The organism is Deltaproteobacteria bacterium (assembly GCA_026712905.1).
In the GTDB taxonomy this organism is placed as follows: Bacteria; Desulfobacterota; Binatia; order UBA9968; family JAJDTQ01; genus JAJDTQ01.
Genome location: JAPOPM010000003.1, coordinates 1 through 22392, shown reverse-complemented (window position 1 = coordinate 22392; position 22392 = coordinate 1). Strand labels below are relative to the sequence as shown.

Annotated in this window: 21 protein-coding genes and 1 tRNA gene; 16 read left to right on the top strand and 6 right to left on the bottom strand. The window is 65.4% G+C overall.

The features are described 5' to 3' along the window. Positions 1–8 precede the first annotated feature (8 nt). The 4 genes from OXF11_00150 to OXF11_00135 all read left to right on the top strand — a co-directional run bounded on the left by OXF11_00150 (position 9) and on the right by OXF11_00135 (position 3988). A complete protein-coding gene (locus tag OXF11_00150; protein MCY4485518.1) occupies positions 9–425 on the top strand; it encodes a (deoxy)nucleoside triphosphate pyrophosphohydrolase in 417 nt (138 codons plus the stop codon). Next, positions 422–1510, top strand: a complete 1089-nt coding sequence (locus OXF11_00145; protein MCY4485517.1) for an ornithine cyclodeaminase family protein — start codon at positions 422–424, stop codon at positions 1508–1510. The genes OXF11_00150 and OXF11_00145 overlap by 4 nt, the downstream gene beginning before the upstream one ends. Before the next feature lie 83 nt (positions 1511–1593). Further along, the gene (locus OXF11_00140) at positions 1594–2697 is read left to right on the top strand and encodes an ornithine cyclodeaminase family protein (GenBank protein ID MCY4485516.1); all 1104 of its coding nucleotides are present in this window, start codon (positions 1594–1596) and stop codon (positions 2695–2697) included. 190 nt (positions 2698–2887) lie between these two features. Further along, complete coding sequence (locus tag OXF11_00135) at positions 2888–3988, top strand: ornithine cyclodeaminase family protein (GenBank protein MCY4485515.1); 1101 nt, start codon at positions 2888–2890, stop codon at positions 3986–3988. A 170-nt stretch (positions 3989–4158) separates the two neighbouring features. Here the strand turns inward: OXF11_00135 and OXF11_00130 are convergent, their stop codons facing one another. Next, positions 4159–4881: a metallophosphoesterase family protein gene (locus OXF11_00130; protein ID MCY4485514.1), complete on the bottom strand. Its 723-nt coding sequence runs from the start codon at positions 4879–4881 to the stop codon at positions 4159–4161. A 42-nt stretch (positions 4882–4923) separates the two neighbouring features. Here OXF11_00130 and OXF11_00125 point away from each other — a divergent pair, with 42 nt between their 5' ends. Then, entirely contained in the window at positions 4924–5295 is a 372-nt protein-coding gene (locus OXF11_00125; protein ID MCY4485513.1) for a hypothetical protein, read from the top strand. Between the two features lie 36 nt (positions 5296–5331). On the opposite strand, the gene OXF11_00120 is transcribed toward OXF11_00125, so the two are convergent. Continuing rightward, positions 5332–6396: a homoserine kinase gene (locus OXF11_00120; GenBank protein MCY4485512.1), complete on the bottom strand. Its 1065-nt coding sequence runs from the start codon at positions 6394–6396 to the stop codon at positions 5332–5334. A gap of 342 nt (positions 6397–6738) precedes the next feature. Between OXF11_00120 and OXF11_00115 the strand changes: the two genes are divergently transcribed. Then, positions 6739–7164 (top strand): hypothetical protein, encoded by a 426-nt coding sequence (locus tag OXF11_00115; GenBank protein ID MCY4485511.1) that lies wholly within the window; start codon positions 6739–6741, stop codon positions 7162–7164. A 27-nt stretch (positions 7165–7191) separates the two neighbouring features. Here the strand turns inward: OXF11_00115 and OXF11_00110 are convergent, their stop codons facing one another. From OXF11_00110 to OXF11_00095, 4 genes are all read right to left on the bottom strand, one after another. Further along, positions 7192–8016, bottom strand: a complete 825-nt coding sequence (locus OXF11_00110) for a hypothetical protein (protein MCY4485510.1) — start codon at positions 8014–8016, stop codon at positions 7192–7194. Beyond that, entirely contained in the window at positions 8013–8771 is a 759-nt protein-coding gene (locus OXF11_00105) for a ubiquinone/menaquinone biosynthesis methyltransferase (protein ID MCY4485509.1), read from the bottom strand. The genes OXF11_00110 and OXF11_00105 overlap by 4 nt, the downstream gene beginning before the upstream one ends. Further along, positions 8771–9724 (bottom strand): polyprenyl synthetase family protein, encoded by a 954-nt coding sequence (locus OXF11_00100; protein ID MCY4485508.1) that lies wholly within the window; start codon positions 9722–9724, stop codon positions 8771–8773. The genes OXF11_00105 and OXF11_00100 overlap by 1 nt, the downstream gene beginning before the upstream one ends. Positions 9725–9843: 119 nt before the next feature. Next, positions 9844–9931: transfer RNA gene (locus OXF11_00095), tRNA-Leu, on the bottom strand. 93 nt (positions 9932–10024) lie between these two features. On the opposite strand from OXF11_00095, the gene OXF11_00090 reads away from it, so the two are divergent. From OXF11_00090 to OXF11_00045, 10 genes are all read left to right on the top strand, one after another. Beyond that, complete coding sequence (locus tag OXF11_00090) at positions 10025–10483, top strand: hypothetical protein (protein ID MCY4485507.1); 459 nt, start codon at positions 10025–10027, stop codon at positions 10481–10483. Between the two features lie 29 nt (positions 10484–10512). Then, entirely contained in the window at positions 10513–13269 is a 2757-nt protein-coding gene (locus OXF11_00085; protein MCY4485506.1) for a valine--tRNA ligase, read from the top strand. 48 nt (positions 13270–13317) lie between these two features. Beyond that, a complete protein-coding gene (locus tag OXF11_00080) occupies positions 13318–14160 on the top strand; it encodes a biotin--[acetyl-CoA-carboxylase] ligase (protein MCY4485505.1) in 843 nt (280 codons plus the stop codon). Further along, positions 14161–14952 (top strand): type III pantothenate kinase, encoded by a 792-nt coding sequence (locus OXF11_00075; GenBank protein MCY4485504.1) that lies wholly within the window; start codon positions 14161–14163, stop codon positions 14950–14952. A 24-nt stretch (positions 14953–14976) separates the two neighbouring features. Next, the gene (gene fusA, locus OXF11_00070) at positions 14977–17055 is read left to right on the top strand and encodes an elongation factor G (protein ID MCY4485503.1); all 2079 of its coding nucleotides are present in this window, start codon (positions 14977–14979) and stop codon (positions 17053–17055) included. A 44-nt stretch (positions 17056–17099) separates the two neighbouring features. Continuing rightward, the gene (locus OXF11_00065) at positions 17100–17315 is read left to right on the top strand and encodes a hypothetical protein (GenBank protein ID MCY4485502.1); all 216 of its coding nucleotides are present in this window, start codon (positions 17100–17102) and stop codon (positions 17313–17315) included. A 15-nt stretch (positions 17316–17330) separates the two neighbouring features. Then, on the top strand, positions 17331–18377 hold the full coding sequence (locus OXF11_00060; protein MCY4485501.1) for an amidohydrolase family protein: 1047 nt from the start codon (positions 17331–17333) through the stop codon (positions 18375–18377). 224 nt (positions 18378–18601) lie between these two features. Further along, entirely contained in the window at positions 18602–20218 is a 1617-nt protein-coding gene (gene ggt, locus OXF11_00055; GenBank protein MCY4485500.1) for a gamma-glutamyltransferase, read from the top strand. A gap of 155 nt (positions 20219–20373) precedes the next feature. After that, positions 20374–21711 (top strand): inverse autotransporter beta domain-containing protein, encoded by a 1338-nt coding sequence (locus tag OXF11_00050; protein ID MCY4485499.1) that lies wholly within the window; start codon positions 20374–20376, stop codon positions 21709–21711. 227 nt (positions 21712–21938) lie between these two features. Next, positions 21939–22392, top strand: a 454-nt coding sequence (locus tag OXF11_00045) for a hypothetical protein (GenBank protein ID MCY4485498.1), incomplete at its 3' end; no start/stop codon positions are given.

The window sequence follows — 22392 nt, the reverse complement described above, 5'->3', positions numbered from 1 at the left end:
CCCGGGCGATGTTCAAGGTCGCGGCCGGTATTCTCTCCCAAGGTGATCGGTTCCTGGTGTGCCAGCGGCGTGGCGATGGCCCCTTCCCGTTCAAGTGGGAGTTCCCGGGCGGCAAGATCGAGGCGGGCGAGGGCGCGCGCGCTGCTCTCCAAAGGGAACTCAAGGAGGAACTCGACATCACGGTGGAGAAGGCCCGCGAGGTTTTTCGACACGCTCACGCCTACGCCGACGGGACACGCGTGGAGCTGGTTTTCTTTGACGTTCGCGCCTACCGCGGAACCCCGCGCAATCAGGTGTTCGAGCGCATCGCGTGGGTGCCCGCCGACGAACTGCAAGACATGGACTTTCTGGAAGGAGACCTGCCGCTGGTTCAAGCCCTGTGCGCCGGCGGCCTCGTGTCAGAACGAAGAGAGGAGCCAACATGATCCTGGTATTGCGTCCGGAAGACATCGACGGCCTGATCAGCATGAAAGAGGCCGTCGACCTGGTGCGGGAGGGGTTCGCCCAGTGGGATCGGAATCCCGACATAAGCATGGTGCGCCGGCGCACGCACATGCCGTCCAACGTGCGCGTCAGTGTCCATCAGGGGGGCCTGCCCGAGGTCGGGGTCACCGGCCTCATGACCCACTGCGAGTGGACCAAGAATCCGGTCCACGGACAGCATTCCATCGAGGCCTTTCCCGTGCGCGGACGGCCCACGCAGGTCCTCTTCGATTCCGAGACCGGAGAGCTGCGCTGCCTCATCATCGGCGAACCCAGACCGCGCGAGCTGTCCCTGAGCGGGGTCTCCGCCCTGCGCACCGCCGCCAACAGCGCGGTGGGTACGGACCTTCTCGCGCGCAAGGACGCCAGCACCATCGGCATGCTGGGATCGCAGAACCAGGCCAAGTATCACCTGCTGGCGCTGCGGGAGATACGCAACCTCACCAGCGTCAAGGTGTTCAGCCCGAACCCGGAGCACCGGAAGGAATTCGCCGATGAGATGGGCGACCTCACGGGACTGGAGATCCGCCCGGTGGAGAGCGCCCGGGAGGCCGTCAAGGACGTCGACATGGTCATCGCCGCCACCAGCTCCAATGTGCCGGTGCTGGACGGTCACTGGCTGGAACCCGGCGTTCATCTGACCTCCATCGTCCTTAGCAACATCGGTCTGATGCGCGGCGGCTTCGTCCCCAAGATGCGCCAGGAGCTGGACGACGAGAGCATGCGGCGCGCCGACGTCATCGGTGTCAACTCCCGCCAGACCATCGAGGTGGACCAGCCCGGCGACTTCGTCGAGCGGCTCGAAAAGGGCATCATCTCCTGGGACAAGATCGTCGAGGCGGGCGAGATCCTGAATGGAGTGAAGCCCGGCCGCACGGACGCCGGCCAGATCACGCTGTTCAAGAATACCGGCGGGGTGGGGATCTCGGACGTGGCCATCGGCGGCAAGCTGTACCAGTTGGCGCGCGAACGCGGACTGGGCATCGAGCTGCCCATCGACGGCGCCGAATGGCGCGAGCCGCTCTAGGGCCGAGGCACCCTCGCCCTTCGGATCTCCCGCGCTTCCCGCCGGCGCCAGTCGCGCTGCCCGGGTGTGGAAAGGATACGGTCATGACCCTGATCCTGAACAACGACGACGTGAAACAGGTGCTCACCATGGACGTCACCATGGCGGCCCTCGAGAAGGCCTACGTGGAGCTGGTGGACAAGGAGGCCGTCTGCCGTCCGCGCATCGACCTGCAGGTGCCCACCTCGGACCCCGAGAAGCTGTACCAGTGGGGCACCATGGAAGGCGGCTCCACGTCCGGCTACTTCGCCATCCGCATGAAGTCGGACATCATCTACGAGCAGGAATACAATGGCGCCATCACGCAGGAGAAGTACTGTGTGCGGCCGGGCCGCTTCTGCGGCCTGATCCTGCTCACCAGCATCGAGAACGGCGAGCCCCTGGCGCTGCTGAACGACGGCCACCTGCAACACATGCGCGTGGGCGCCGACTCCGGCATCGGCGCGAAGTACATGGCGCGCGAGGGCGCCGCGGTGGTGGGCATGGTGGGCTCGGGCGGCATGGCGCGTTCGCACCTGGAAGCGTTCATGAAGGCCCGGCGCATCGAGCGGGTGCAGGTCTACAGTCCCACCAAGGCGAACCGGGAGGCCTATGCCCGGGAAATGACCGAGCAGTTCGACGTCGAGGCCGTGCCCTTGAGCGACCCGGACGCGGTCTACAAGGGGGCCGACATCCTGGCGGGATGCACCGATTCGGCCGTGGACATCATCAAGGGGGCGCTGGTGGAACCGGGCACTCACATCACTTCCATCGGCGGGCGGCCGGATGCCGAGACCTTCGAGCGCATCGAGCTCTCGTTGAGGCTGGGTACCGCGCCGGCGCCCTGGGGCCTGGATGAGTTCGCGCTGCCGGACGAGTACATTACCTACGCGGCGCGCCCCGAACACGACGCCGGATTCAAGATGAAAGGCAAGCGCCGCCGCGCTCATGGGGTGCAGGGGGGCGACAAGAACGTGATGCTCGCGGAGTTGCTGGCGGGGCGCCACCCGGGCCGGACTTCAGCCGACCAGGTCACCTATTCGGAACGGGGCAACGTCCAGGGAGCACAATTCTATTCGGTGGCCGGCAAGGTCTACGAACTGGCCAGGGAGCGCGGCCTGGGGAAGGAGATTCCCACGGAGTGGCTGCTGCAGGATATTCGCGATTGATCGCGATTGAATGTGAGGGCCGTGTACGGGGCATTGCGAAATCCGGAGACGCCCCTGCACGCTGCCGAGCATTCTGCTCCGCCTGAGCTTCGCCGTTGATCGTTGCCACGCATGCCCAGCGTCAACGGATTTCGCAATACCCCGTACACGGCCTCGGCTGATACGCGGGGAACAAGGAGGGCAAGGCGCCATGCTGATTCTGAACAACGATGAGATCGAAGGCCTGCTAACCATGGACACCTGCCTGGAGGTGCTGAACAAGGCCTACCAGCAACTCGCCGACGGCCACGCGGTCAACCGCCCGCGCACCGATCTCTATCTGCCCTTTCCCGAGACCTCGGGGGTGTACGCCTTCAAGTCCATGGAGGCGGGGCTGTTCGATCCCAAGGTGGTGGCCCTGCGGATCAATTCGGACGTGATCCGCTGGGAGGACCGCGGCGACCGCGTCGTCAAGGACAAGATCCCCAAGGCGCCGGGCGGCAAGTGGGTAGGGCTCGTGCTGCTGTTCTCCGCCGAGACCGGGGAGCCCTTGGCCATCTTCCCGGACGGAGTGATCCAGGCCTTCCGCGTGGCGGCTTCCAGCGCGGTGGCGGCCCGGTACATGGCGCAAGAGAACGTGACCTGCCTGGGGATGCTCGGGTCCGGCTGGCAGGCCCGCGCCCACGTGGAAGCCTTCTGCAAGGTGCGCTCGTTCGAAAAGGTGCTGGTGTTCAGCCCGACCCAGGCGAACCGCGAGGCGTTTTCCGAGGAGATGGCGGCGAAGGTCGGCGTGCCGGTGGAACCGTGCGCGGACGCCGCGATGGTGGCGGAGCAGTCGCAGGTGCTGGTGGCGGCCACCAACGCCATCACGCGGGTCATTCCGCCGGAATGGGTGCGGCCCGGTCTTCACTTTACCTGCGTGAAGCCGTCGGAGCTGGGCGACGACACCGTGGCGCGCGCGGACCGCGTGGTGCTGCACACGCGCAAGGCCGCGCCGGAGAACTACATCGCGGGGATGGGCGACGAGCGCGTCGTGGCCCACGACCCGCTGGAATTCCTCAACGCGGCGGACAAGGATGCCGTGGAGCGGCCCAAGGAGCCGCCCTGGGTGGACGCACCGGAACTCAAGGACGTGGTGTCCGGGAAAGTGGCCGGGCGCACGAGCCCGGAGGAGTCCACCTGTTTCATCAACACCATCGGTCTGGGGCTGCAGTTCGCGGCCGTGGGCGGCGCGGTCTACGCGGAGGCCAGGGCCAAGGGGGTGGGGCGGGAGATTCCGACGGAGTGGTTTTTGGAGTCGGTGCACCCGTAATCGAGTGGACGGGAGCGATGGGGGGGGGGGGGACCCCGGGGGGGGGGGGGGGGGGGCCCACACCGCCCGGGGGGGTCCCGGCCCCGCCGTCGCTGGACGGTGAAATACAAGGCGCCGGGGGCGGGCTCACACCGCCGGCAATCAAATAGAGTTTCGGTGCATCCGCCCGATTAACGCTTCCAGTGGCGGGCCACGTCGCTCACCCTTACCGCCCGGCTGCCGTGGCGGATCTGATAGAGTGTCCTGCCGGTTAACTCGAGACAGCTCAGGGCGTTGCCGTAGACCAGGCCGGTGTCGAGGCCGATCTTGTAAGGCAGGTCGAAGAGGACCTCCTGCATCGGCGTATGGCCGAACAGGACGGTGTGCGGTAACGGATGCGGGTTCATGATGAACTCGTGCCGTATCCAGATGAGCTCCTCGCCCACCTGCTCCTCCCACGCACGCCGCGGATTGATGCCCGCGTGCACGCACAGGAAGTCATCGACGAAGTACCACGGCTCGAGCCGCAAGAAGAACTCGGCGTGTTCCGTTGGCAGCGCCGCCAGAAGACGCTGGCCGTCCGCCGCGGTAGGGGAGCCGGTCGGGGCCGCCAGGCCATAGCTGGCGAGGGTGGCCAGTCCGCCGTTCAGGAGGAAGGCGTCACCGTGGCGGCCCGACAAGTCCATGTACGACAGCATCATGTCTTCATGGTTGCCACGCAGGAACACGGTCTTCTGGTCGCCGTGCCGGCTGAGATCGGTGAGATAGTCGACGACCCCCTTCGAGTCGGGGCCGCGGTCGATGTAGTCGCCCAGGAAGACGAGGGTGTCGTCGCCTTCGAGGGGAAGGCTTGCGACGAGGGACGACAACTCGTCCAGGCATCCATGCACATCACCGATCACGTAACACTTCATCGTTCTCTTGCACTTCCCTTACGGCTCCGGTACCGATGCGCCATGAGTCTCAAGGACCTGTACCTGAAGCCCGGTTTCGTGACCGGTGTGGTGCTCGTGCTGTTGGGAGCCGGCAACTGGATCATCGGTTCCGTGCAGGTGAACCACTACCGCGCGGTCGTGGCGGCTGGCTCCGATTCGGGAACGGAGGGTGGTTACGGCGGGGTTGGAACGCGGGCGCCGCAGGGGAACAGGGTGATCCTCGGTCGCATCCATGAAGAGAGGGAGCAGTACGACGCCGCGAAGGTGAAGATGGACTTCTTTTACGTGGTACTGACGGGCGGCCTGATACTCTTTCTGGCCGGTCTCGCGCTGGCCTGCTTCGCTCTCTTCAGGTCGTCCGCGATTGCGCGCTCGGCGGAGTCGCGGAACTGACGGCGGACGACCGGAGCGGATCAGCCAGACACCACGTTAGCGAGAAGGCTTGGACTTCTGGTACTTCCGGTAGTCGTAACCGGTTGCCATGGACAGCAGCAGGTCCTCCATGCCCCCGTCCTTCTCCCGCCTGAGAATCAGCAACCGCTCGAAGAAATCGCGAAAGGTCTTCTGAATGCGCTGGCGCTCCCCGTTGTCGCGCAGGTAGAAGTCGTGCAGGCTGGTGACGGCAGTCCGGAGGGCCGAGAAGCGCAGCTCGTTGGGGAAGGAGTCCCACTCGGGCAGCGACAGGGGACGCAGCCCTTCGTAGCCCATGATCAGTTCCTCGAAGCGGTCCAGCCGGTAACGTCCTTCGTGGTAGCACACGGCATTGACGGTCGTGGCAAGGTCACAGATGAATTTCCCGCGGCAGGCCTTGTCGAAGTCCATGATCCCGACCAGGCGCGATCCCTTGAACTTCATGCTCTCCCAGGACAGATTGCCGTGAATGATACCCTTCGGGAGATTATTGTCGAGGTAGGACTCAAGGTAGTTGACTTCGTCATCCAGCACCCGAACGATGGTCTTGAGGTGCGGAGGGAGGATCTTTCGTACCTCCTGGTACAACGACGCCACCCTCGGGAAGGAGAAGCGGTTTTCCACGCCCTTCTTGTATCCTCGGCCGATCAGATGAAGGTCGGCAAGCACGCGCCCGGCGGCGGCAATCTGTCCCCGTGTCAGGTCCGCCACGGGCACCTCGGCGCCATCGATGTTGCGGCTGGCCGAAATGAACCGGCCGTCGGCCTGAAGGTAGTGCTGCCCGCCCCGGCTCTTCAGGGGCTGCAGGCACTGGAAGCCGTGGCGCCGCAGGAACAGGAGGAGTTCGATGTCATGCTTGACCTCGTTCTCGCTCTTGAATCCCTCGATGGAGACGAGGAACTTGCCTCGCTTGGTTTCGAGAATGAAGAACGCCTCGGCGGATTCGCGATGGAGTCCCGCGGCGGAGAAGGGTTCACCGAGGGAGAATTCCTCGGCGATATCCGCCAGTTCCCGGGCGTTGGGCTGGGAGAATACGTCAGCTAGGATATGTCGTTCCGATGGTTTCGCATCCGTGGATAACATATGGTACCTATATTACTCAGTTGGCGACTATTTGTCAATAAACTTATCAACAACCTATCAACAAGGCCCCCAGACAACCCGTGCTCAGCATAAATGGCCGAGATGCCCGGGCGGCTTGTGGTTCCGTATACAAGCACTTATCGTGCCAGCGGTAAGTGCTTGTATTTGCGACAGTTCTTTCCAAGCCTGCTCGACAATATCGTCGCCCCAGATCGGCCAAGTTATAAAATATCTATTCTTTTCAATAGGTTATAAGATTCGACGTTTATGTCGCTCCGTGGAGGACCTGGCCGACACGATTGTCGCCCAGGTGCATTGCAGTCCGACATCCGTAAGGATAGGATGGAGGAGAGCAAGGAGGATCCCGCCATGGGCGAAGATGATGCCGAGGACGGCCTGGACGGCGCGGGCCTCGAAGGCACGACGGACGGAGAACGGCCGGATCTCTACTATCACGGGATCATCCGGCGCCTCTCGCACCGCAAGAACAACGGCGTGGTCCGCACCGCCAGCGGCCGGGATGTAAGGTTTTCCTATCAGATGGTGCGCATGTCCGGCCCGGTGACCTCCCCCAAGGGTCTCAAGGAAGGTATGGTGGTGGGTTACGACCTCGGCTGGACCGGACACGGGCTGCGGGTCACCAGGATCAGGACCTATCCGCGGCCGGAACGCGACGTCAAGGCACCGGCGCCGGCCCCGAGCGAGGCAACGGCTGCCGTCGAGGACGGCCCCGCGCCAGCGCCGGACGGTCCTCGGCGGGACGTGTAACCGGCGCCCGAAGAACCGGACCGGACGCTATTGGGCAGCCCCGCCCGCGAGGACGAGGATGTGGCTCGACAGCAGTTCTCCCACGAATACACCCAACAGGGCGATGTAGAACAACCCCGTCGCCGCCATGGTGTTGTTGAAGTCCGTCAGGGTCTTCCAGATCATCCAGGACAGCGCCAGCGGCGCGGCCTGGGCCACCAGGAAGCGGGACGACAGCAGGACCAGGTGGTGGCTGAAGAGCCGTTCCACGGTCGCCTCCGTGGCGGCGGTTCCAAACAGGTAGAGCAGGGCCGTCCCGAACATCTCCAGTCCGGTCTGAATGACCAGCATGGCGACGAAGAAGCGGAAGACGCGAAAGAACGGTTCGAGGCTCTGACCCGTTTCGATCAGGTACCAGTGGCCGATCAGCATGCCCACCGTCACCGCGCCCAGCAGCAAGGCCGAGACGACGAAGCTGAGCGGCAGGAACACCGCTTCGACCGGACCCAGGGAAGGGCCGGAGAAGGCGTAGGACGCGACTATCAGGCCGCCGAGTCCGGTCAGGATGGCGGTGGAGAAGAAACGCGCGCGCAGAAAGCCCCGTTCCCCCCAGAGCGATACGAAGTACAGGATCAGAAAGAGGGTGAAGACCGCCAGGAGGAGCACTCCCAGGACGTCACGAACCCCGCTTCGTTCGGGGAGAAGATCGATCTGCCCCCACAGCGCCAGCACCGCGGCGATGACGAGCACGCCGGCGGTGGATTTGTAGAAGCCCCGCTCCAGATCGTTGAACGGTGTCGCCGACAGGCCCACCAGCCCGCCCACGGCAACCTGGTAGAGAAACATCACGAACGCCGCGCCGTAAGGGTTCATGGCTCCGTTGCTTCCTCCCTCGGGCTTGGCCCGGGCTTGGTGGCGACGTGAAGACAGACCGCGCCCCGCAGGTACCGGCGGATGCCCGTCTCCACGAAACCCACCCCGGCGAGCGTTTCCGCCACCGTCTCCGGCGATACGAACGACCGCACCGAGTCCGACAGGTAACGGTAGGCCGAGGGATCGCCGCTCCCCCCCCCGCCGATGCGCGGCATGAGCCTGCCGAAATAGAGCCAGTAAAGGTGCGAGAAGAGCCCGTGAGGCGGTGGGAACATGTCCAGCGACGCCACCTGTCCACCAGGTTTGAGGACGCGGTACGACTCGCGGAAAAACGACTGCAGGTCGCCCACGTTGCGCAGCACGAAGGCGCTCATGACCGCGTCGAACGCCTCGCTTCGCACCGGCGCGGCCAGCGCGTGCGCCAGAACGTAATCGGCCCGGGATGCCGCACCCGTCCGCACGGCCTGTTCACGGGCGCGCTGGAGCATGGCCCGCGAGAAATCGACGCCGACCACGCGCGCGCCGGGCGCAAGCACCCGGCAGGCGTCCAGGGCCAGCGCTCCCGTGCCCGTGCCCATGTCCAGCACCCATGCCGGGCGGCCGCTCAGGCCCAGGGCACGGATGAGCTTGCGGCGCCACAACGAATCGAGCCGGAAGCTGATGATCCGGTTGAGCAGGTCGTAGCGTCCGGCGATGCGATCGAAGATGTTTCGGACCTGGGTATCGCGGGAGGCAAGCCGATGGCGCGCGGGCATTAATGATTGCGGTCCGTGAGCAGGCGCGCCAACCCCTTGAGGGCGTCCCGCGCGACCGGGTCCGGCAGCGTGTCCACCTCGCGGCACGCCTTGAGGGCGTACTTGCGGGCGAAGTCCCGCGCACGCTCGATGACGGTGCCGTTGCCCATGGCGTCGAGGGCGCGCTGGATGTCGTTTTCGGTGGGCTCCCGCGACTGGAAGACCTGGGTGACGGCCCTGTGTCCGTCGAGAAGGGAAAGCACGATGGGCAGTGACGGGTTGCCGTCGCGCAGGTCCATGCCCGTGGATTTGCCCAGCAGGTCGCGCCGGCCCACGACGTCGAGCACGTCGTCCATCATCTGGAAGGCGATGCCCAGGTTGAGCCCGAAGTTCGCCGCCACCTCCACCTGCTGGCACGGCGCTCCCGCGATGTAGGCGCCGAGCTTGGCGCCTGTCTGAAAAAGCGAGGCGGTCTTGCGCTCGACGATCTCGATATAGTCGCGCGCGGTGACCGTGCGGTTGCGGTTGAAGGAACCTTGCAGGATCTCGCCCTCGGTCAGGCTGGTGCACGCGTCGGCGGTCCACTGCACCACCTGGTCGTCGAACTTGCCGGCGAACTCGAAGGCCTTGATGAAAAGGAAGTCCCCGGTCACGAGCGTGCGGGTGAGACCGTAACGCTTGTAGGCCGACTCCTTGCCGCGCCTGAACTCGGCGCCGTCGATGATGTCGTCGTGCAGCAGGGTCGCGGCATGGATCAGCTCCATGGCCGTGGCGATGTCCACGACATCGTTCACCCGCTGGCCGTGGAAGGCCTTGAAGGCGAGCAGGGTGATGACCGGCCGAATACGTTTGCCGCCGCCTCCGATCAGGTGGGAGGCTATTCGGGTGAGCTCGGGCTCCTTCGAACGGGTGCACTCCGCCAGCCTCTGCTCCACCAGCTCCAACTGGTCGGCGACAAAGCCGTAAGGATCCACCGCATCACGCGGTTCCAGGGATTCTTCAGCGGTATCCGTCAGAAAAGCCTGAAGATCACTCTCATGGTCTTGCTGTGGCAGAGGGGACTCCGTTCAGGATGGTCTTTTCGTTCAGATAGTGGTGCGAAAGGGGGGAATTGAACCCCCACGGGATTGCTCCCACAGGATCCTGAATCCTGCGCGTCTACCAAATTCCGCCACTTTCGCACGAACGGGAAAGACCTTATATGTATCAACGGGAACGTTCTTGTCAAGTTCGTAGGAGGCAATAATGTCTGCTACTATGACGTCTGCGCTGAAATGGGTGAAATTCTGATCATCGAGAGACAGCCCATCCTGCGGGAGGCGTTGCGCCAGTTCCTGTTTCCGGAGCATCACGCCACCGTCCGGGAAGGATGGCTTGGCGCGCAGGACGTCGCGGGACACGATCTCGTCATCGTGGACCGCGATTGCCTGGACGCGGGCGAGGGTGCCGTGGACGAGGTGCTCGGTGCCCTCGCACGCCTCGGGGTTCCAAGCGTTTGGCTGCACACGGGGCCGGCCCCCGCGCTCCGCCCCAAGGGCCGCACGGCCGCGGTGCCCAAGCCGCTGGAGGTCCCGGCCCTCGAAGCCGCGCTCCGGTTGCTGTTGCCGTCGGCATCCGGGGACCTCCCTGGAGTCGACGCGGCGGAAGAGGGCGAACCCTTGGAGTACCCGCCGCCCGCCGGAGCGATCATCGAGTTGACCGAGGTGGTGGAGGACCCCGACGAGGAGCCGTAAGCCGGACCGAAAGCGGAAAGCAGATACCCATGCCCCGAGAAATCGCCAAGTCGTACAGTCATCAGGAGGTGGAAAGCCGCTGGTACGAGCGCTGGGCCGAGGGCGCGCACTTTGCCCCCAACGGCACCGGCGGTCCGTCCTATTCCATGGTCATTCCGCCTCCCAACGTCACCGGTTCCCTGCACATGGGCCATGCCTTGAACAACACCCTCCAGGACGTGCTGTGCCGCTTCCACCGGATGGACGGACACAACGTCCTGTGGGTGCCCGGCACCGACCACGCGGGCATCGCCACCCAGAACGTGGTGGAGCGGCAGCTCGCGGACGAAGGGCTGGGGCGTGGCGACCTGGGCCGCGAAGCGTTCATCGAGCGCGTGTGGAGCTGGCGCGAGGAGACCGGCGGCACCATCCTGCGTCAGTTGCGCGCCCTCGGCGTTTCGTGCGACTGGAGCCGCGAGCGCTTCACCATGGACGAGGGGCTTTCCCGAGCGGTGCGCGAGGCCTTCGTGTGCCTCTGGGAGGACGGGCTGCTCTATCGCGCGGAACGGTTGATCAACTGGTGCCCCCGCTGCAAGACCGCGCTGGCCGACATCGAGGTGGTGCACGAAGAGGTGGACGGCCACCTGTGGCACGTGCGCTATCCCCTGGTGGGGGAGGGCGAGCTGGTGGTGGCCACCACCCGGCCGGAGACGATGCTGGGCGATACCGGCGTCGCGGTCCATCCCGAGGACGCGCGCCACGCCACGATCGTGGGTCGGCACGCGCGTCTTCCCGTGGTGGGACGCGATATCCCCGTGGTGGCGGACGCCTTCGTCGATCCGGAGTTCGGCACCGGCGCGGTGAAGATCACTCCGGGACACGACTTCAACGACTTCGAAATCGGCTTGAGAAACAATCTCGAACTCATTAATATCCTTGATGATGACGCAGCGGTGCGCCGAGAAGCGTTCGCTCCTGCGGACGCTCCGGCACCCGCTTGGGTCGAACGTTACGCCGGCCTCGACCGCTATGCCGCGCGCGAGCGCATCGTGCGGGAGCTGGAGGAAGCGGGCCTGCTGGCCCAGGTCCAGCCCTACCGCCACGCCGTGGGCAAGTGCTACCGCTGCCACACGGCCATCGAGCCCTATCTCACCCCGCAGTGGTTCGTGAAGATCCAGCCGTTGGCGGAGCCGGCCATGGACGCCGTGCGCCAGGGCCGCACGCGCATACTCCCCGAGGGGTGGAAGAACTCGTACTTCGCGTGGATGGAGAACATCAAGGACTGGTGCGTGTCGCGCCAGATCTGGTGGGGCCATCAAATTCCGGCGTGGTACTGCGCCGGGTGCAACCCTGCGCTCGCGGCGGACGGCGGCGGCCGGATCGCGCCGGAATGCCTCCCCGTGGTGGCGCGCACCGCGCCGGAGCGCTGCGCGACGTGCGGCGGCGACCGTTTCGTGCAGGATCCCGACGTCCTCGACACCTGGTTCTCCTCCGCCCTGTGGCCGTTCTCCACCTTGGGCTGGCCCGACAAGACCGCGGAACTCGCCGCCTTCTATCCCACGGCCGCGCTGGTCACGGGTTTCGATATCCTGTTCTTCTGGGTCGCGCGCATGATGATGATGGGGCTCAAGTTCATGGACGAAGTGCCCTTCCGGGACGTGTATATCCACGCCCTGGTGCGCGACCAGGAAGGCCAGAAGATGTCCAAGTCCAAGGGCAACGTCATCGACCCCCTGATCATGGTGAACCGCTACGGCGCCGATCCGTTCCGTTTCACCCTGGTGGCCATGACCGCCATGGGGCGGGACGTGAAGCTGGCGGAGGATCGCATCGCGGGCTACCAGCACTTCGTCAACAAGCTGTGGAACGCCGCGCGCTTCGCGCTCATGAACATCGACGACGACGTGCTCGCGGAACCCCGCCGCACACCGGCCGATCTCGCCGGGACCGATCTGGACCTGGCCGATCGCTGGATACTGTCGCGTCTCAGGGTCACGGTGGAGCGCGCCCGGGAAGCCATCCGTGCGTATCGGTTCAACGATTACGCGCACCATCTCTACCAGTTCACCTGGCACGAGTTCTGTGACTGGTACATCGAGATGAGCAAGCTGCGCCTCAACGGCGCGGACGGCTCCCGCACCACCCAGAGGGTGCTGCACACCGTGCTCCAGAACATCCTGCTGCTGCTCCATCCGCTGATGCCCTTCGTGACCGAGGAGTTGTGGAGCGCGGTCACCGCCCGGGAAGTCTCGTCGTCGCGGAGCAACGACATCATGGTCCAGCCCTATCCGACGGCCGAGGAGTTTCCCGCGGCTCCCGACACGGAGGAGGAGGTGGCGTTCTTGAGCGGCATCATCCGCGCGGTGCGGAACCTCCGGACGGAGATGAACGTGCCGCCTTCCAAAAAGGTCCGGGTCGTGCTGTCGGACTCCGAAGAACGCCTGGCCCTCGTACGCGCTCACGAACCGCTCTTGTGCGCGCTGGCGCGGACGGATTCGCCGGAATACCTTGCGCAAGGCCTCCGGCCCCAGCGGGTGGCCACGGCCATTGTGGAAACCACCCACGTGTATGTCCCGTTGGACGCCGCGGTGGATCTCGATGAGGAAAGCAGCCGTCTCAACCGCTCCCTGGAGAAGCTCGAGACCGAGATGGGGCGCGTGCGCAAGAAGCTCGCCAACGAGAACTTTACGGCCAAGGCACGGCCGGACGTGGTGGAGCGGGAGCGCGAGAAGGCGCAGGAGATGGAAGAGAAGATCGAAGCCCTGAACCGCAGCCTGGAGCGGATACGGGAGCTTCAGGCACAGTAAGGACGCCGGCGCCGGCACGGCCTTGCGCACCTGGGTGAACCTCCAATCATGGATTCGGCAAAGGACAAGTCCGGCCCGGACCTGGCCGGGGAGTTGACCGCGGCCGCCATCCTCCGCGGCCTGGGTACCCGGCGCCTCGGGCGCCGCGTCGACGTGTACCCGGAGCTGGTATCCACCAACCGCACCGCTCACGCGCTGGCCCAGGCCGGCGAACCCGAGGGCGCCGTCGTCATCGCGGAGGCACAGACACGAGGGCAGGGGAGAATGGGCCGGCACTGGGTTTCGCCGCCGGGCCGCAACCTCTACATCTCCTTCATCCTGCGGCCGCGGCTCGCTCCCGCCGAGTCCGCCAAAATCACGCTGCTCACCGCGGTGGCCCTGGCGGACACCCTGAACGAACACGTTCCGCGCGCGCCCCGGATCAAGTGGCCCAACGACATCCTGCTGGGAGGCCTCAAGGTAGCCGGCGTCCTGAGCGAACTCGCGTGCGAGTCCGAGCGGACGCTGTTCGTGATCGTCGGCATCGGCGTGAACCTGAACTACCCGCGCGCGCTCATGCCCGCGGAAATCCGCGCGCGCGCCACCTCGGTCATGGAGGAGGCGGGGACCGCGGTGGACCGGGCGCAGGTGACGCGTGCCCTGGTGCGCCACATGGAGAACCGCTACATCGAGTTCGAGGAGGGCGGGTTCGCGCCCATCGCGCGCCGCTGGAACGACTACGCGCGCATGGAAGGGCGCCGGGTGCTCGCGCACACGCCGGCCGGCGAGCGCGCCGGCCGCGTCCGGGAACTCGACGGGAGCGGCTTCCTGGTGCTGGATTGCGGCGGCGGCCGGACCGAGCGCGTGGTGAGTGGGGACGTCGTCCTGGTCGACGGAGCGGAAGGAGCGTAGATGCTGTTGGCCGTGGACATCGGGAACAGCAACATGGTGCTGGGCGTGTACCGGGGCCGGGAACTGGTGACCCATTGGCGTCTGCTGACGGAGCCGCAACGCACGGTGGACGAGTACGGCGCCCTGATCACGCCCCTGGCGGCGTCCCAGGGCATTCAGGCCGACGACATCGACGCCATCATCGTCTCCTGCGTGGTGCCGCCCATGGTCGGCATGATCGACGAGTTGGGACGGAAGTTCTTCGGCGTCAAGCCGCTGCTCGTGGGGCCGGGCCTCAAGACCGGCATGCCGATTCTGTACGACAGCCCGCAGGACGTCGGCGCCGACCGCATCGCCAACGGCGTCGCGGCCTACGACCGTTTCGGCGCCGCCTGCGTCGTCATCGACTTCGGCACCGCCACTACCTTCGACTGCGTTTCCGACAACGGCGAATACTTGGGCGGACTGATCGCCCCCGGCCTGGTCATCGCCCTGGAGGCCCTGTTCCAGCGGGCGTCGAAACTGCCCCGGGTGGAGGTGCTGCGCCCGAGCAGCGTCATCGGCAAGTCCACGGTGCACTCCATCCAGTCGGGCATCTACTACGGTTACGTCGGTTTGGTGGACGGCATCGTCCAACGCATCGAGCGGGAGAACCGCATCAAGGCGCGGGTGGTGGCCACCGGCGGGGTGGCGTCCCTCCTCGCCCACGAATCGGCGGTGATCGAGGACGTGGACGAATTCTTGACCTTGGAAGGGTTACGTCTTATTTACGAAAAGAACGCGACTCCGTCGCAGCGCAAGCGCAGATCTTGATGCAAGTTCACGGGAGGGTGATTCATGGCAATTGAAGCTGGCCGGTTACGCAACGTCGGATTGCTGGGGCACCGGGGGGCGGGCAAGACCTCCCTGGGCGAGGCGTTGCTTTTCGCCGCCGGCAGCACGAACCGGGTGGGCCGGGTAGACGACGGCAGCTCGGCTTTCGACTACGAGCCCGAGGAGATCCATAGGCAGGTGTCCATCTCCAGCGCCTTTCATTCCCTGGAGTGGCAGAAGACCACGTGCGTCCTGGTGGACACGCCGGGTTTCGCCACCTTCCTGCCGGAGACGGTCCATTCGTTGCCGGCCTGTGGCGGCGCCGTCTTCGTCCTCCATGCCGGCGCCGGCCTGCGGGTAGAGGCGGAACGCCTCTGGGCCTTCGCCGCGGAGCGCGGCCTTCCCCGGATGTTCTTCGTCAACCGCCTGGACCGCGAGGAATCGGACCCGATGGAGGCGGTGGACGCCATCGTTGGGGAACTGGGAGGCAAGGCGATCCACGTACAGGTCCCCATCGGCCACGGAGAAGGTTTCCGCGGCGTCGTGGACCTGATCCGCATGAAGGCGGTGTGCAAGGAAGGAGACAACCCGGAAACCGAGGAAGACATCCCCGCGGAGCTTCAGGAACGCGCCGAGGAGATGCGCGTCAGCCTGATGGAGAACGTGGCGGAGACCCAGGACGAGCTGCTGGAAAAGTACCTGGAGGGGCAGGAGCTGACCGCGGAAGAGCTCTCCGAAGGACTGAGGGCCGGCGTCCAGGCCGGATCCCTGTTCCCGGTACTGTACGGCTCGGCGACCCGGAGCATGGGCGTCGCGGCGTTGCTGGACGGCATCGTCGCATGGTTCCCCACGCCGCTGGAGGAGGCCGCCGCCGAGGGCCGGAACCCGGTGACGGAGGAGGAAGAGACACGCGACAAGAGCGCCGACGCGCCGTTTTCGGCTTTCGTCTTCAAGACCATCGTGGACCCCTTCGCGGGCCGCCTTTCCATCATGCGGGTACTCTCCGGGACGCTCAAGGCCGACAGCACGGTGTACAACCCGGCCAAGGACGCCAAGGAGAGGATTACCCACATCTTCCGACCGGAGGGGGGGAAGCAGGAGGAGGTCTCGGAAGCCGGTGCGGGCGAGATCGTTGCCGCCGCCAAGCTCAAGGATGTGGCCTCCGGCGACACGCTGTGCGACGAGTCGGCGCCGATCACGTACCCCAGGCCGGTGCAGTTCACCCCTTCCATCTCCTTCGCCCTGTCACCCAAGACCCGGGCGGACGAGGACAAGGTGCCCCAGGCGCTCCAGCGCATGATGGAAGAGGATCCCTCCATCACCATGCACCGGGACGACCAGACGCGCGAGTTCATCCTGTCGGGCACGGGCCAGCTCCACATCGAGGTGGTGGTGGACAAGCTCAAGCGCAAGTACGGGGCGGAAGTGGAGCTGAAGGCCCCCAAGGTCCCCTATCGGGAAACCATCCGCTCCAGCGCCAACGCCCAAGGAAAGTACAAGAAGCAGTCCGGCGGCCGCGGCCAATACGGCGATACATGGCTCAAGATCGAGCCGCTGCCGCGCGGCAAGGGCTTCGAGTTCGTCGACAAGATCGTCGGCGGTGCCATCCCGCGCAACTACATCCCCGCGGTGGAGAAGGGCATCGTCGAGACAATGACCAGCGGTTACTTGGCCGGATTTCCCATCATGGACGTGCGCGCGACCCTCTACGACGGATCGTTCCATACGGTGGACTCGTCCGACATGGCTTTCAAGATCGCCGCCTCCATGGGCTTCAAGAACGCCATGGAGGCCGCCAAGCCGGTGATCCTGGAACCGGTCATGGCCATGGAAGTGACGGTGCCCGACGAGTCCATGGGCGACGTGATCGGGGACCTCAACAGCCGCCGCGGCAAGGTCCTGGGCGTGGACGCCAAGGGACACAGCCAGATCATCAAGGCGCAGGTGCCCATGGCCGAAGTGTTGCGTTACGCCTCGGACCTGCGCTCCATGACCAGCGGCCGCGGCGAGTTCCAGTCGGAGTTCTCGCACTACGACGAGTTGCCGGCGCACCTCATGGAGAAGGTCCAGGCCGAAGCCAAGGCGAAGGCGGACGGGGACTAGCGGCCGACGCCACACTAGCTCTTGAAGGTCAAGGCGCAATGGGAATGGAGAAGAGCTTCGAACAATTGTCGGCGTCGTTGCTCTACTGCAACAAGTGCGGTCAGGCCATGCCGGTGCGCGAGCGCCTGCTGCTGGTCTTGCCCGACGGCGACCTCTACGATTACAGTTGCCAGCGCTGCGGCAGCTCGGTGGGTTCCCGGACCGTCAAGTCCGAGCCGCCGGCATCCGACGGGTTCCCGCGCCTGGTGCGAGGGCTCTGAGACCGGACGTGCGCCATGATCATCGACTTTCAAAGCCACATCTTCCCCGAGCACTACATGGAGGCCATGCGCGTGCGCGACGGCGCCGTCGTGCTGGAAGAGCCGGACCCTTACAGCGGCATGGCCTATCTTTACGACAAGAAGCTCAAGTGCCGCATCAACACCGCCATCTTCAAGGGTCGCAACGTCGAGCAACGGCTGGAGCACATGGACCGCCAGGGCGTGGACGTTCAGGTGGTGAGCATTCCCGCTCCGGGCGCCGACCGCTACGACCCAGACGACGCGATGGCGCTGGCGCGGGTGGCCAACGATGAACTGGCGGAAATGTGCAACCGCCATCCCGACCGTTTCGTCGGCCTGGCGACGCTGCCGACCGCGTCCATCGAGGCCTCGCTGGAGGAGCTGGAGCGGGCGGTCGAGGAGCTGGGGCTGCGCGGGTTCGGGTGTTTCACCAACCTCAACGGCCGCCCCCTGGACGACGAGGTCTTCTTCCCCCTTTACGAGAAGCTCGCGGAGTACGAGCTGCCGGTCTACCTCCATCCCACCGCGCCCCTCGCCACCGAGGCCGTGGGCCTCGACATCATGCCCATCCTCATCTACGGCTGGGCCTTCGACAGCACCGTGGCCATGACCCGGCTGGTGTACGGACGGGTGCTGGAGAGGTTTCCAACGCTGCCCTTCGTGGTGGCGGACGTGGGCGGGGTGCTGGCCTTCTTCGGACAGCGGGCCATCAACATCTACACCGGCCGCACCGAAGAGATGCGTGAACGCTACGGCCTCAGGGAGAATCCGCTGGACTCGTTCCGGCGCTTCTTCGTGGACACCGCCGACCATCCGGTGAACACCCTCCGGTGCGTCATGGACTTCTTCGGCCCCGAGCAGTTGGTGTTCGGCACCAACTATCCCTACGGGCCCGACGACGGCTGCGGCTTCATCCGCAACAGCCTCAAGGCCATCGACGACCTGGGGCTGGCGCCGGAGCCCAGGGAACGGATCCTCGGAGGCAACGCCGCCCGGATCCTGCACATCGGGGAGAGACACGACACCAGGCCAAACTCATGAGACGGGGACCCTTCGGAACGTGTCTCTCGCGAAACAGGCCGTGTCAAACCTCCGGTTGGATGGGAATGGGCACCTATGCCCCTAGTCGTCATTCCCGCTTCCGCGGGAATGACGTTCTTGTTACGTAGCTGCCTCATGAGTTGTGACACGGCCTGGAATGCGGAAATGACGAGTTCGGGCTCAGTGTCCTTGATATGGGATCGGATCCCAGGAGACCCATCATCATGACCGAACCCCTACATGAAATTCGTTACGGCAAGGCCGCGCGCACGCTCGTCATGGGGCAGAACGGCGTGGTCGCCGCGGGCCATCCGCTGGCGTCGGTGGCCGGGCTCAAGATGATGCAGCGGGGCGGCAACGCCGTGGATGCCGCCGTCGCCGCGGGGTTCGTCCTGGCCGTGGTGAAGCACGAGGCCTGCGGACTCGGCGGCGACCTGTTCTCCCTCGTCTACATGAAGGACGAGGGCAGGGTCCGGGCGCTCAACGCCAGCGGTCCGGCCCCCGGCAACGCCAGCATCGAGGCCTTCAAGAGCCGCGGTCTCGACGCCATTCCCACCTCGGGGCCATTGAGCATCGCGGTGCCCGGAGCGGTGGAGGGATGGCTGGAGTTGCACCGCCGCTACGGCACCCTGGACCGCGCCGAAGTCTGCGCCGACGCCCTGACTCTCGCCCGCGAGGGCTTTCCCCTGTACCACGCCCTGGCCGGCTCCATCGCGGACTGGGCGCCCTCGAGTCCCGACATCCATCGCTATTTTCGAGCACCCCTGGAAGACCTCACGCCGGGGAGGATGCTGCGCCAGCCCGAACTGGCGGCGGTGCTGGAAGCCATCGTGCGCGACGGCCGCGACGGTTTTTATCGCGGCGACGTGGCCGCGCGGATGTGCGCCGGCATTCGCGACCAGGGCGGCCTGTTCGAGGAGCGGGACCTGGACGGGGAGTTCGCCGAGTGGCTGGAACCCCTGAGCACCGATTACCGCGGCTACCAGATCCTGGAGCAGCCGCCGGTGTCCCAAGGGTTCGTGATCCTCACCATGATGAACCTGCTGGCGGGCTACGACTGCGCGAAGATGAGCCGCACGGAATTGGCCCACGTGATGGTGGAGGCCAAGAAGATCGCCTTCGAGGACCGTATCCGCCATCTGGACGACCCGCGCTTCGGCAACCCCGAGGTGGAGCGCCTCATCAGCAAGGAATACGCCGACGCGCGCCGCGCCGACATCGGCGATTCCGCCGGCCCGGTATCCTCGTCCAGCGCCATGACCGGGAGCGACACCACGTACCTGTGCGCCGCCGACGGCCACGGCAACGTCATCTCGCTCATCGAGAGCGTGTTCTCGGTCTTCGGCTCGCGCGTGGTGGCGGGGGACACCGGTCTGGTCATGAACAACCGCCTGTGCAGCGCCCGGCTCGACCCCGACAGCGCCAACTCCCTGCGGCCGGGCAAGCGCCCCGCGCACACCCTCAACTCCTACATGGTGTTCCACAACGGCGAGTTGCTGGCCGTGGGCGGCACCCCGGGCGCGGACGACCAGCCCCAGACCAACGTGCAGGTCCTGCACAACTTCCTGGACCTCAAGATGGACCCCCAGTGCGCGCTGGAAGCGCCCCGCTGGAGCCATGTGCCGGGCACGCCGCCCAACGTCGGCTATCCCCAGAGCCTGCGCCTGGAACAGGGATTCCCCAAGGAGGTCATCGAAGGCCTGGCGGCCAAAGGCCACCCCGTCACGGTGGTGGAGCCCTGGTCCTTCGGCGGCGCCGCGCTCATCGCCAGGGACCCGCGCAACGGCACGCTCATGGCCGCCGCCGACCCGCGCCGGGACGGCTACGCCATGGGGTGGTAGGCAGGACGCAGGAAGAAGCCTCGACAGGAAGTCGGAAGGAGGCCAGTTTCGATAACGGTTTTATTTTGCTGGAACCGTCCTGTTTGACGGAGACTATTTGATAACTGTAAATACGCTAGTGTCCAGACCTTTGAGAATGTAGGGGGTCACTAGTGATGCTGGCCATTCAGCGCGTTCTTCTGATCGTGATACTCGCAGTGCTCCTGGTCTTCGGCGGACGGCTTGCGGAGGCCGGGGAATCGAGAGTGTGGCAAGCGTTCGATCGCCCCGCCGTTTTGTTGCTGTCAGGATTGCAGGGATGCGCGCCTACTCTCCGTGATGATGCATCGGAAGTCTCGCGTTGTTTGGCGGGTTGGTCGATCAATGAACTCCTGCTCGATGCGATGACCCGCTTGGCAACCGAGCGAGGCCAAGCGATCTTCGGCAGAAATTTCCGAATCGTCAATAACCTGAGTCACTCACCAGCAGGGAGCGGGCTCAGGGGCGGGCTTGACGTAGTACTGCCCTTTGGATCGTCGACCCTTTCCGGCGCTGCACGGCCCGAGTCAAGCGCCTTCTTCCTGCAGAACGGCTTGACCCGCTGGGTGGACGAGCGTGGCTCCAGCCGAAACGACTATCGCGCTGGCGCCGTTCGCCGTTTCGACCTGTCCGGTCAAGGCGCGTTGTCCGGTATCCTTGGCGTATCGGCATTTATGCAGCAGAGCCGTGAGTACCAGCATACACGGCTGGTGGTTGGGGCGGATTACGGCGGCAAGTGGGGACGCGGGACGATCAACATGTTCATGCCCGCGACGGGCTGGCGTCCCACACATACAGGGTACGAGGAGCGCGCGCTTGCCGGAACCGAACTTGTCTTACAGTTCAACCTCACCACCACGCTGTCCATGAAGACGGCGTTGGCCCGTTGGGAAGACGAAGACGGTCTTGGGGAATGGTCGACGAAGGGACGTGTAGCCGTGGAGTGGAGGCCGCATCGTTGGTTCAACATCGGCGCTTCATGGAGCGACTCTGGCACTCACCACGATTCCCACGAGTTTCGTCTAGCCTTCTCGATGCCCTTGGGGGACATGCGCCAACCGCAGTGGGAGGGCATGGGCGCCGTCGGCGGCGGTCCGACACCATCTTCCTTGGACGCTTGGAGCCCGGTCGCGAATGTGGGTGCGATCCAGGTGGCCACGCGTAAACGCGCCCGCGTTGATCCCGTTTCCGAGGCGACGGTCCGGTTCCTTCAGGAAAGCGCAACAACCGGCGACCAGATAAGTCTCGAAGTCCGCCTGTCGGCTGTCACATCTCGCGATCTGGACTTCGTTGTAACTCTCGCACCTGGCACGGGTACCAACCCTGCCGTGCCTGGCGTGGACTATTTTGACGAGCCCATCCCGGTCACGATTCCCGCGGGAACCTCCAGCGCAGCAGTGATCATCCAACTCCCACTCAATGCCGAACTGAACGAATCCCGATCTCTCATGGCCACGGTCACTGCGGCATCGTGACAGGTTAGAGCCTTCCCCGTTCGAGAAGTACTGGAGCCCGTCACGTGAATACTCGTTCACACGGCTTGAAGACGATCGCCTCCATATCGATAGTCGCGGTCGCGTGCACCCTTCTTGCGAGTTGTGGAGGTGGTTCTCGACCGGGGACCGGCGGTGGTGGGGACCAGATTACAATCGAACCACGCCCCCCACAGGACCGGCCGGATTTGGCTGTGGGCTCGCCTTCAGTGAACGACGCTAGCCTGCATGCGGGTGCGAGCTTCACCTTCTCGGCGACGGTGAGCAACAATGGCGACGCCGAGGCGCCGGCGACGACGCTCCGCTACTACCGCTCGACGGACGCGACGATCACGACGTCAGACACGCTGGTGGTGACGGACGCCGTGTCGGGGCTTGCCCCCTCCGCGAGCAGGGGGAAGTCGGCGCAGTTCACCGCGCCGACGGCGGCCGGCACGTACTACTACGGGGCCTGCGTCGATGCGGTGACGGACGAGTCCGACACCACCAACAACTGCTCGGCATCGGTGCAGGTGGATATCGCTGCGCCGGTGCAGCCGGTGCAGGGCCAACCGGACCTGGTGGTCGGGACGCCGACAGTGAGCGGCGCGAGTGTGGAGACGGGCGGGCCGTTCACCCTGTCGGCGACGGTGAGCAACGATGGCGACGCCGAGGCGCCGGCGA

Excerpts from the sequence above, each read along its gene's own strand:
- OXF11_00150 (MCY4485518.1), top strand. The coding sequence starts at position 9 with ATGTTCAAGGTCGCGGCCGGTATTCTCTCCCAAGGTGATCGGTTCCTG.
- OXF11_00145 (MCY4485517.1), top strand. The coding sequence starts at position 422 with ATGATCCTGGTATTGCGTCCGGAAGACATCGACGGCCTGATCAGCATG.
- OXF11_00140 (MCY4485516.1), top strand. The coding sequence starts at position 1,594 with ATGACCCTGATCCTGAACAACGACGACGTGAAACAGGTGCTCACCATG.
- OXF11_00135 (MCY4485515.1), top strand. The coding sequence starts at position 2,888 with ATGCTGATTCTGAACAACGATGAGATCGAAGGCCTGCTAACCATGGAC.
- OXF11_00130 (MCY4485514.1), bottom strand. The coding sequence starts at position 4,881 with ATGAAGTGTTACGTGATCGGTGATGTGCATGGATGCCTGGACGAGTTG.
- OXF11_00125 (MCY4485513.1), top strand. The coding sequence starts at position 4,924 with ATGAGTCTCAAGGACCTGTACCTGAAGCCCGGTTTCGTGACCGGTGTG.
- OXF11_00120 (MCY4485512.1), bottom strand. The coding sequence starts at position 6,396 with ATGTTATCCACGGATGCGAAACCATCGGAACGACATATCCTAGCTGAC.
- OXF11_00115 (MCY4485511.1), top strand. The coding sequence starts at position 6,739 with ATGGAGGAGAGCAAGGAGGATCCCGCCATGGGCGAAGATGATGCCGAG.
- OXF11_00110 (MCY4485510.1), bottom strand. The coding sequence starts at position 8,016 with ATGAACCCTTACGGCGCGGCGTTCGTGATGTTTCTCTACCAGGTTGCC.
- OXF11_00105 (MCY4485509.1), bottom strand. The coding sequence starts at position 8,771 with ATGCCCGCGCGCCATCGGCTTGCCTCCCGCGATACCCAGGTCCGAAAC.
- OXF11_00090 (MCY4485507.1), top strand. The coding sequence starts at position 10,025 with ATGGGTGAAATTCTGATCATCGAGAGACAGCCCATCCTGCGGGAGGCG.
- OXF11_00085 (MCY4485506.1), top strand. The coding sequence starts at position 10,513 with ATGCCCCGAGAAATCGCCAAGTCGTACAGTCATCAGGAGGTGGAAAGC.
- OXF11_00080 (MCY4485505.1), top strand. The coding sequence starts at position 13,318 with ATGGATTCGGCAAAGGACAAGTCCGGCCCGGACCTGGCCGGGGAGTTG.
- OXF11_00075 (MCY4485504.1), top strand. The coding sequence starts at position 14,161 with ATGCTGTTGGCCGTGGACATCGGGAACAGCAACATGGTGCTGGGCGTG.
- fusA (MCY4485503.1), top strand. The coding sequence starts at position 14,977 with ATGGCAATTGAAGCTGGCCGGTTACGCAACGTCGGATTGCTGGGGCAC.
- OXF11_00065 (MCY4485502.1), top strand. The coding sequence starts at position 17,100 with ATGGAGAAGAGCTTCGAACAATTGTCGGCGTCGTTGCTCTACTGCAAC.
- OXF11_00060 (MCY4485501.1), top strand. The coding sequence starts at position 17,331 with ATGATCATCGACTTTCAAAGCCACATCTTCCCCGAGCACTACATGGAG.
- ggt (MCY4485500.1), top strand. The coding sequence starts at position 18,602 with ATGACCGAACCCCTACATGAAATTCGTTACGGCAAGGCCGCGCGCACG.
- OXF11_00050 (MCY4485499.1), top strand. The coding sequence starts at position 20,374 with ATGCTGGCCATTCAGCGCGTTCTTCTGATCGTGATACTCGCAGTGCTC.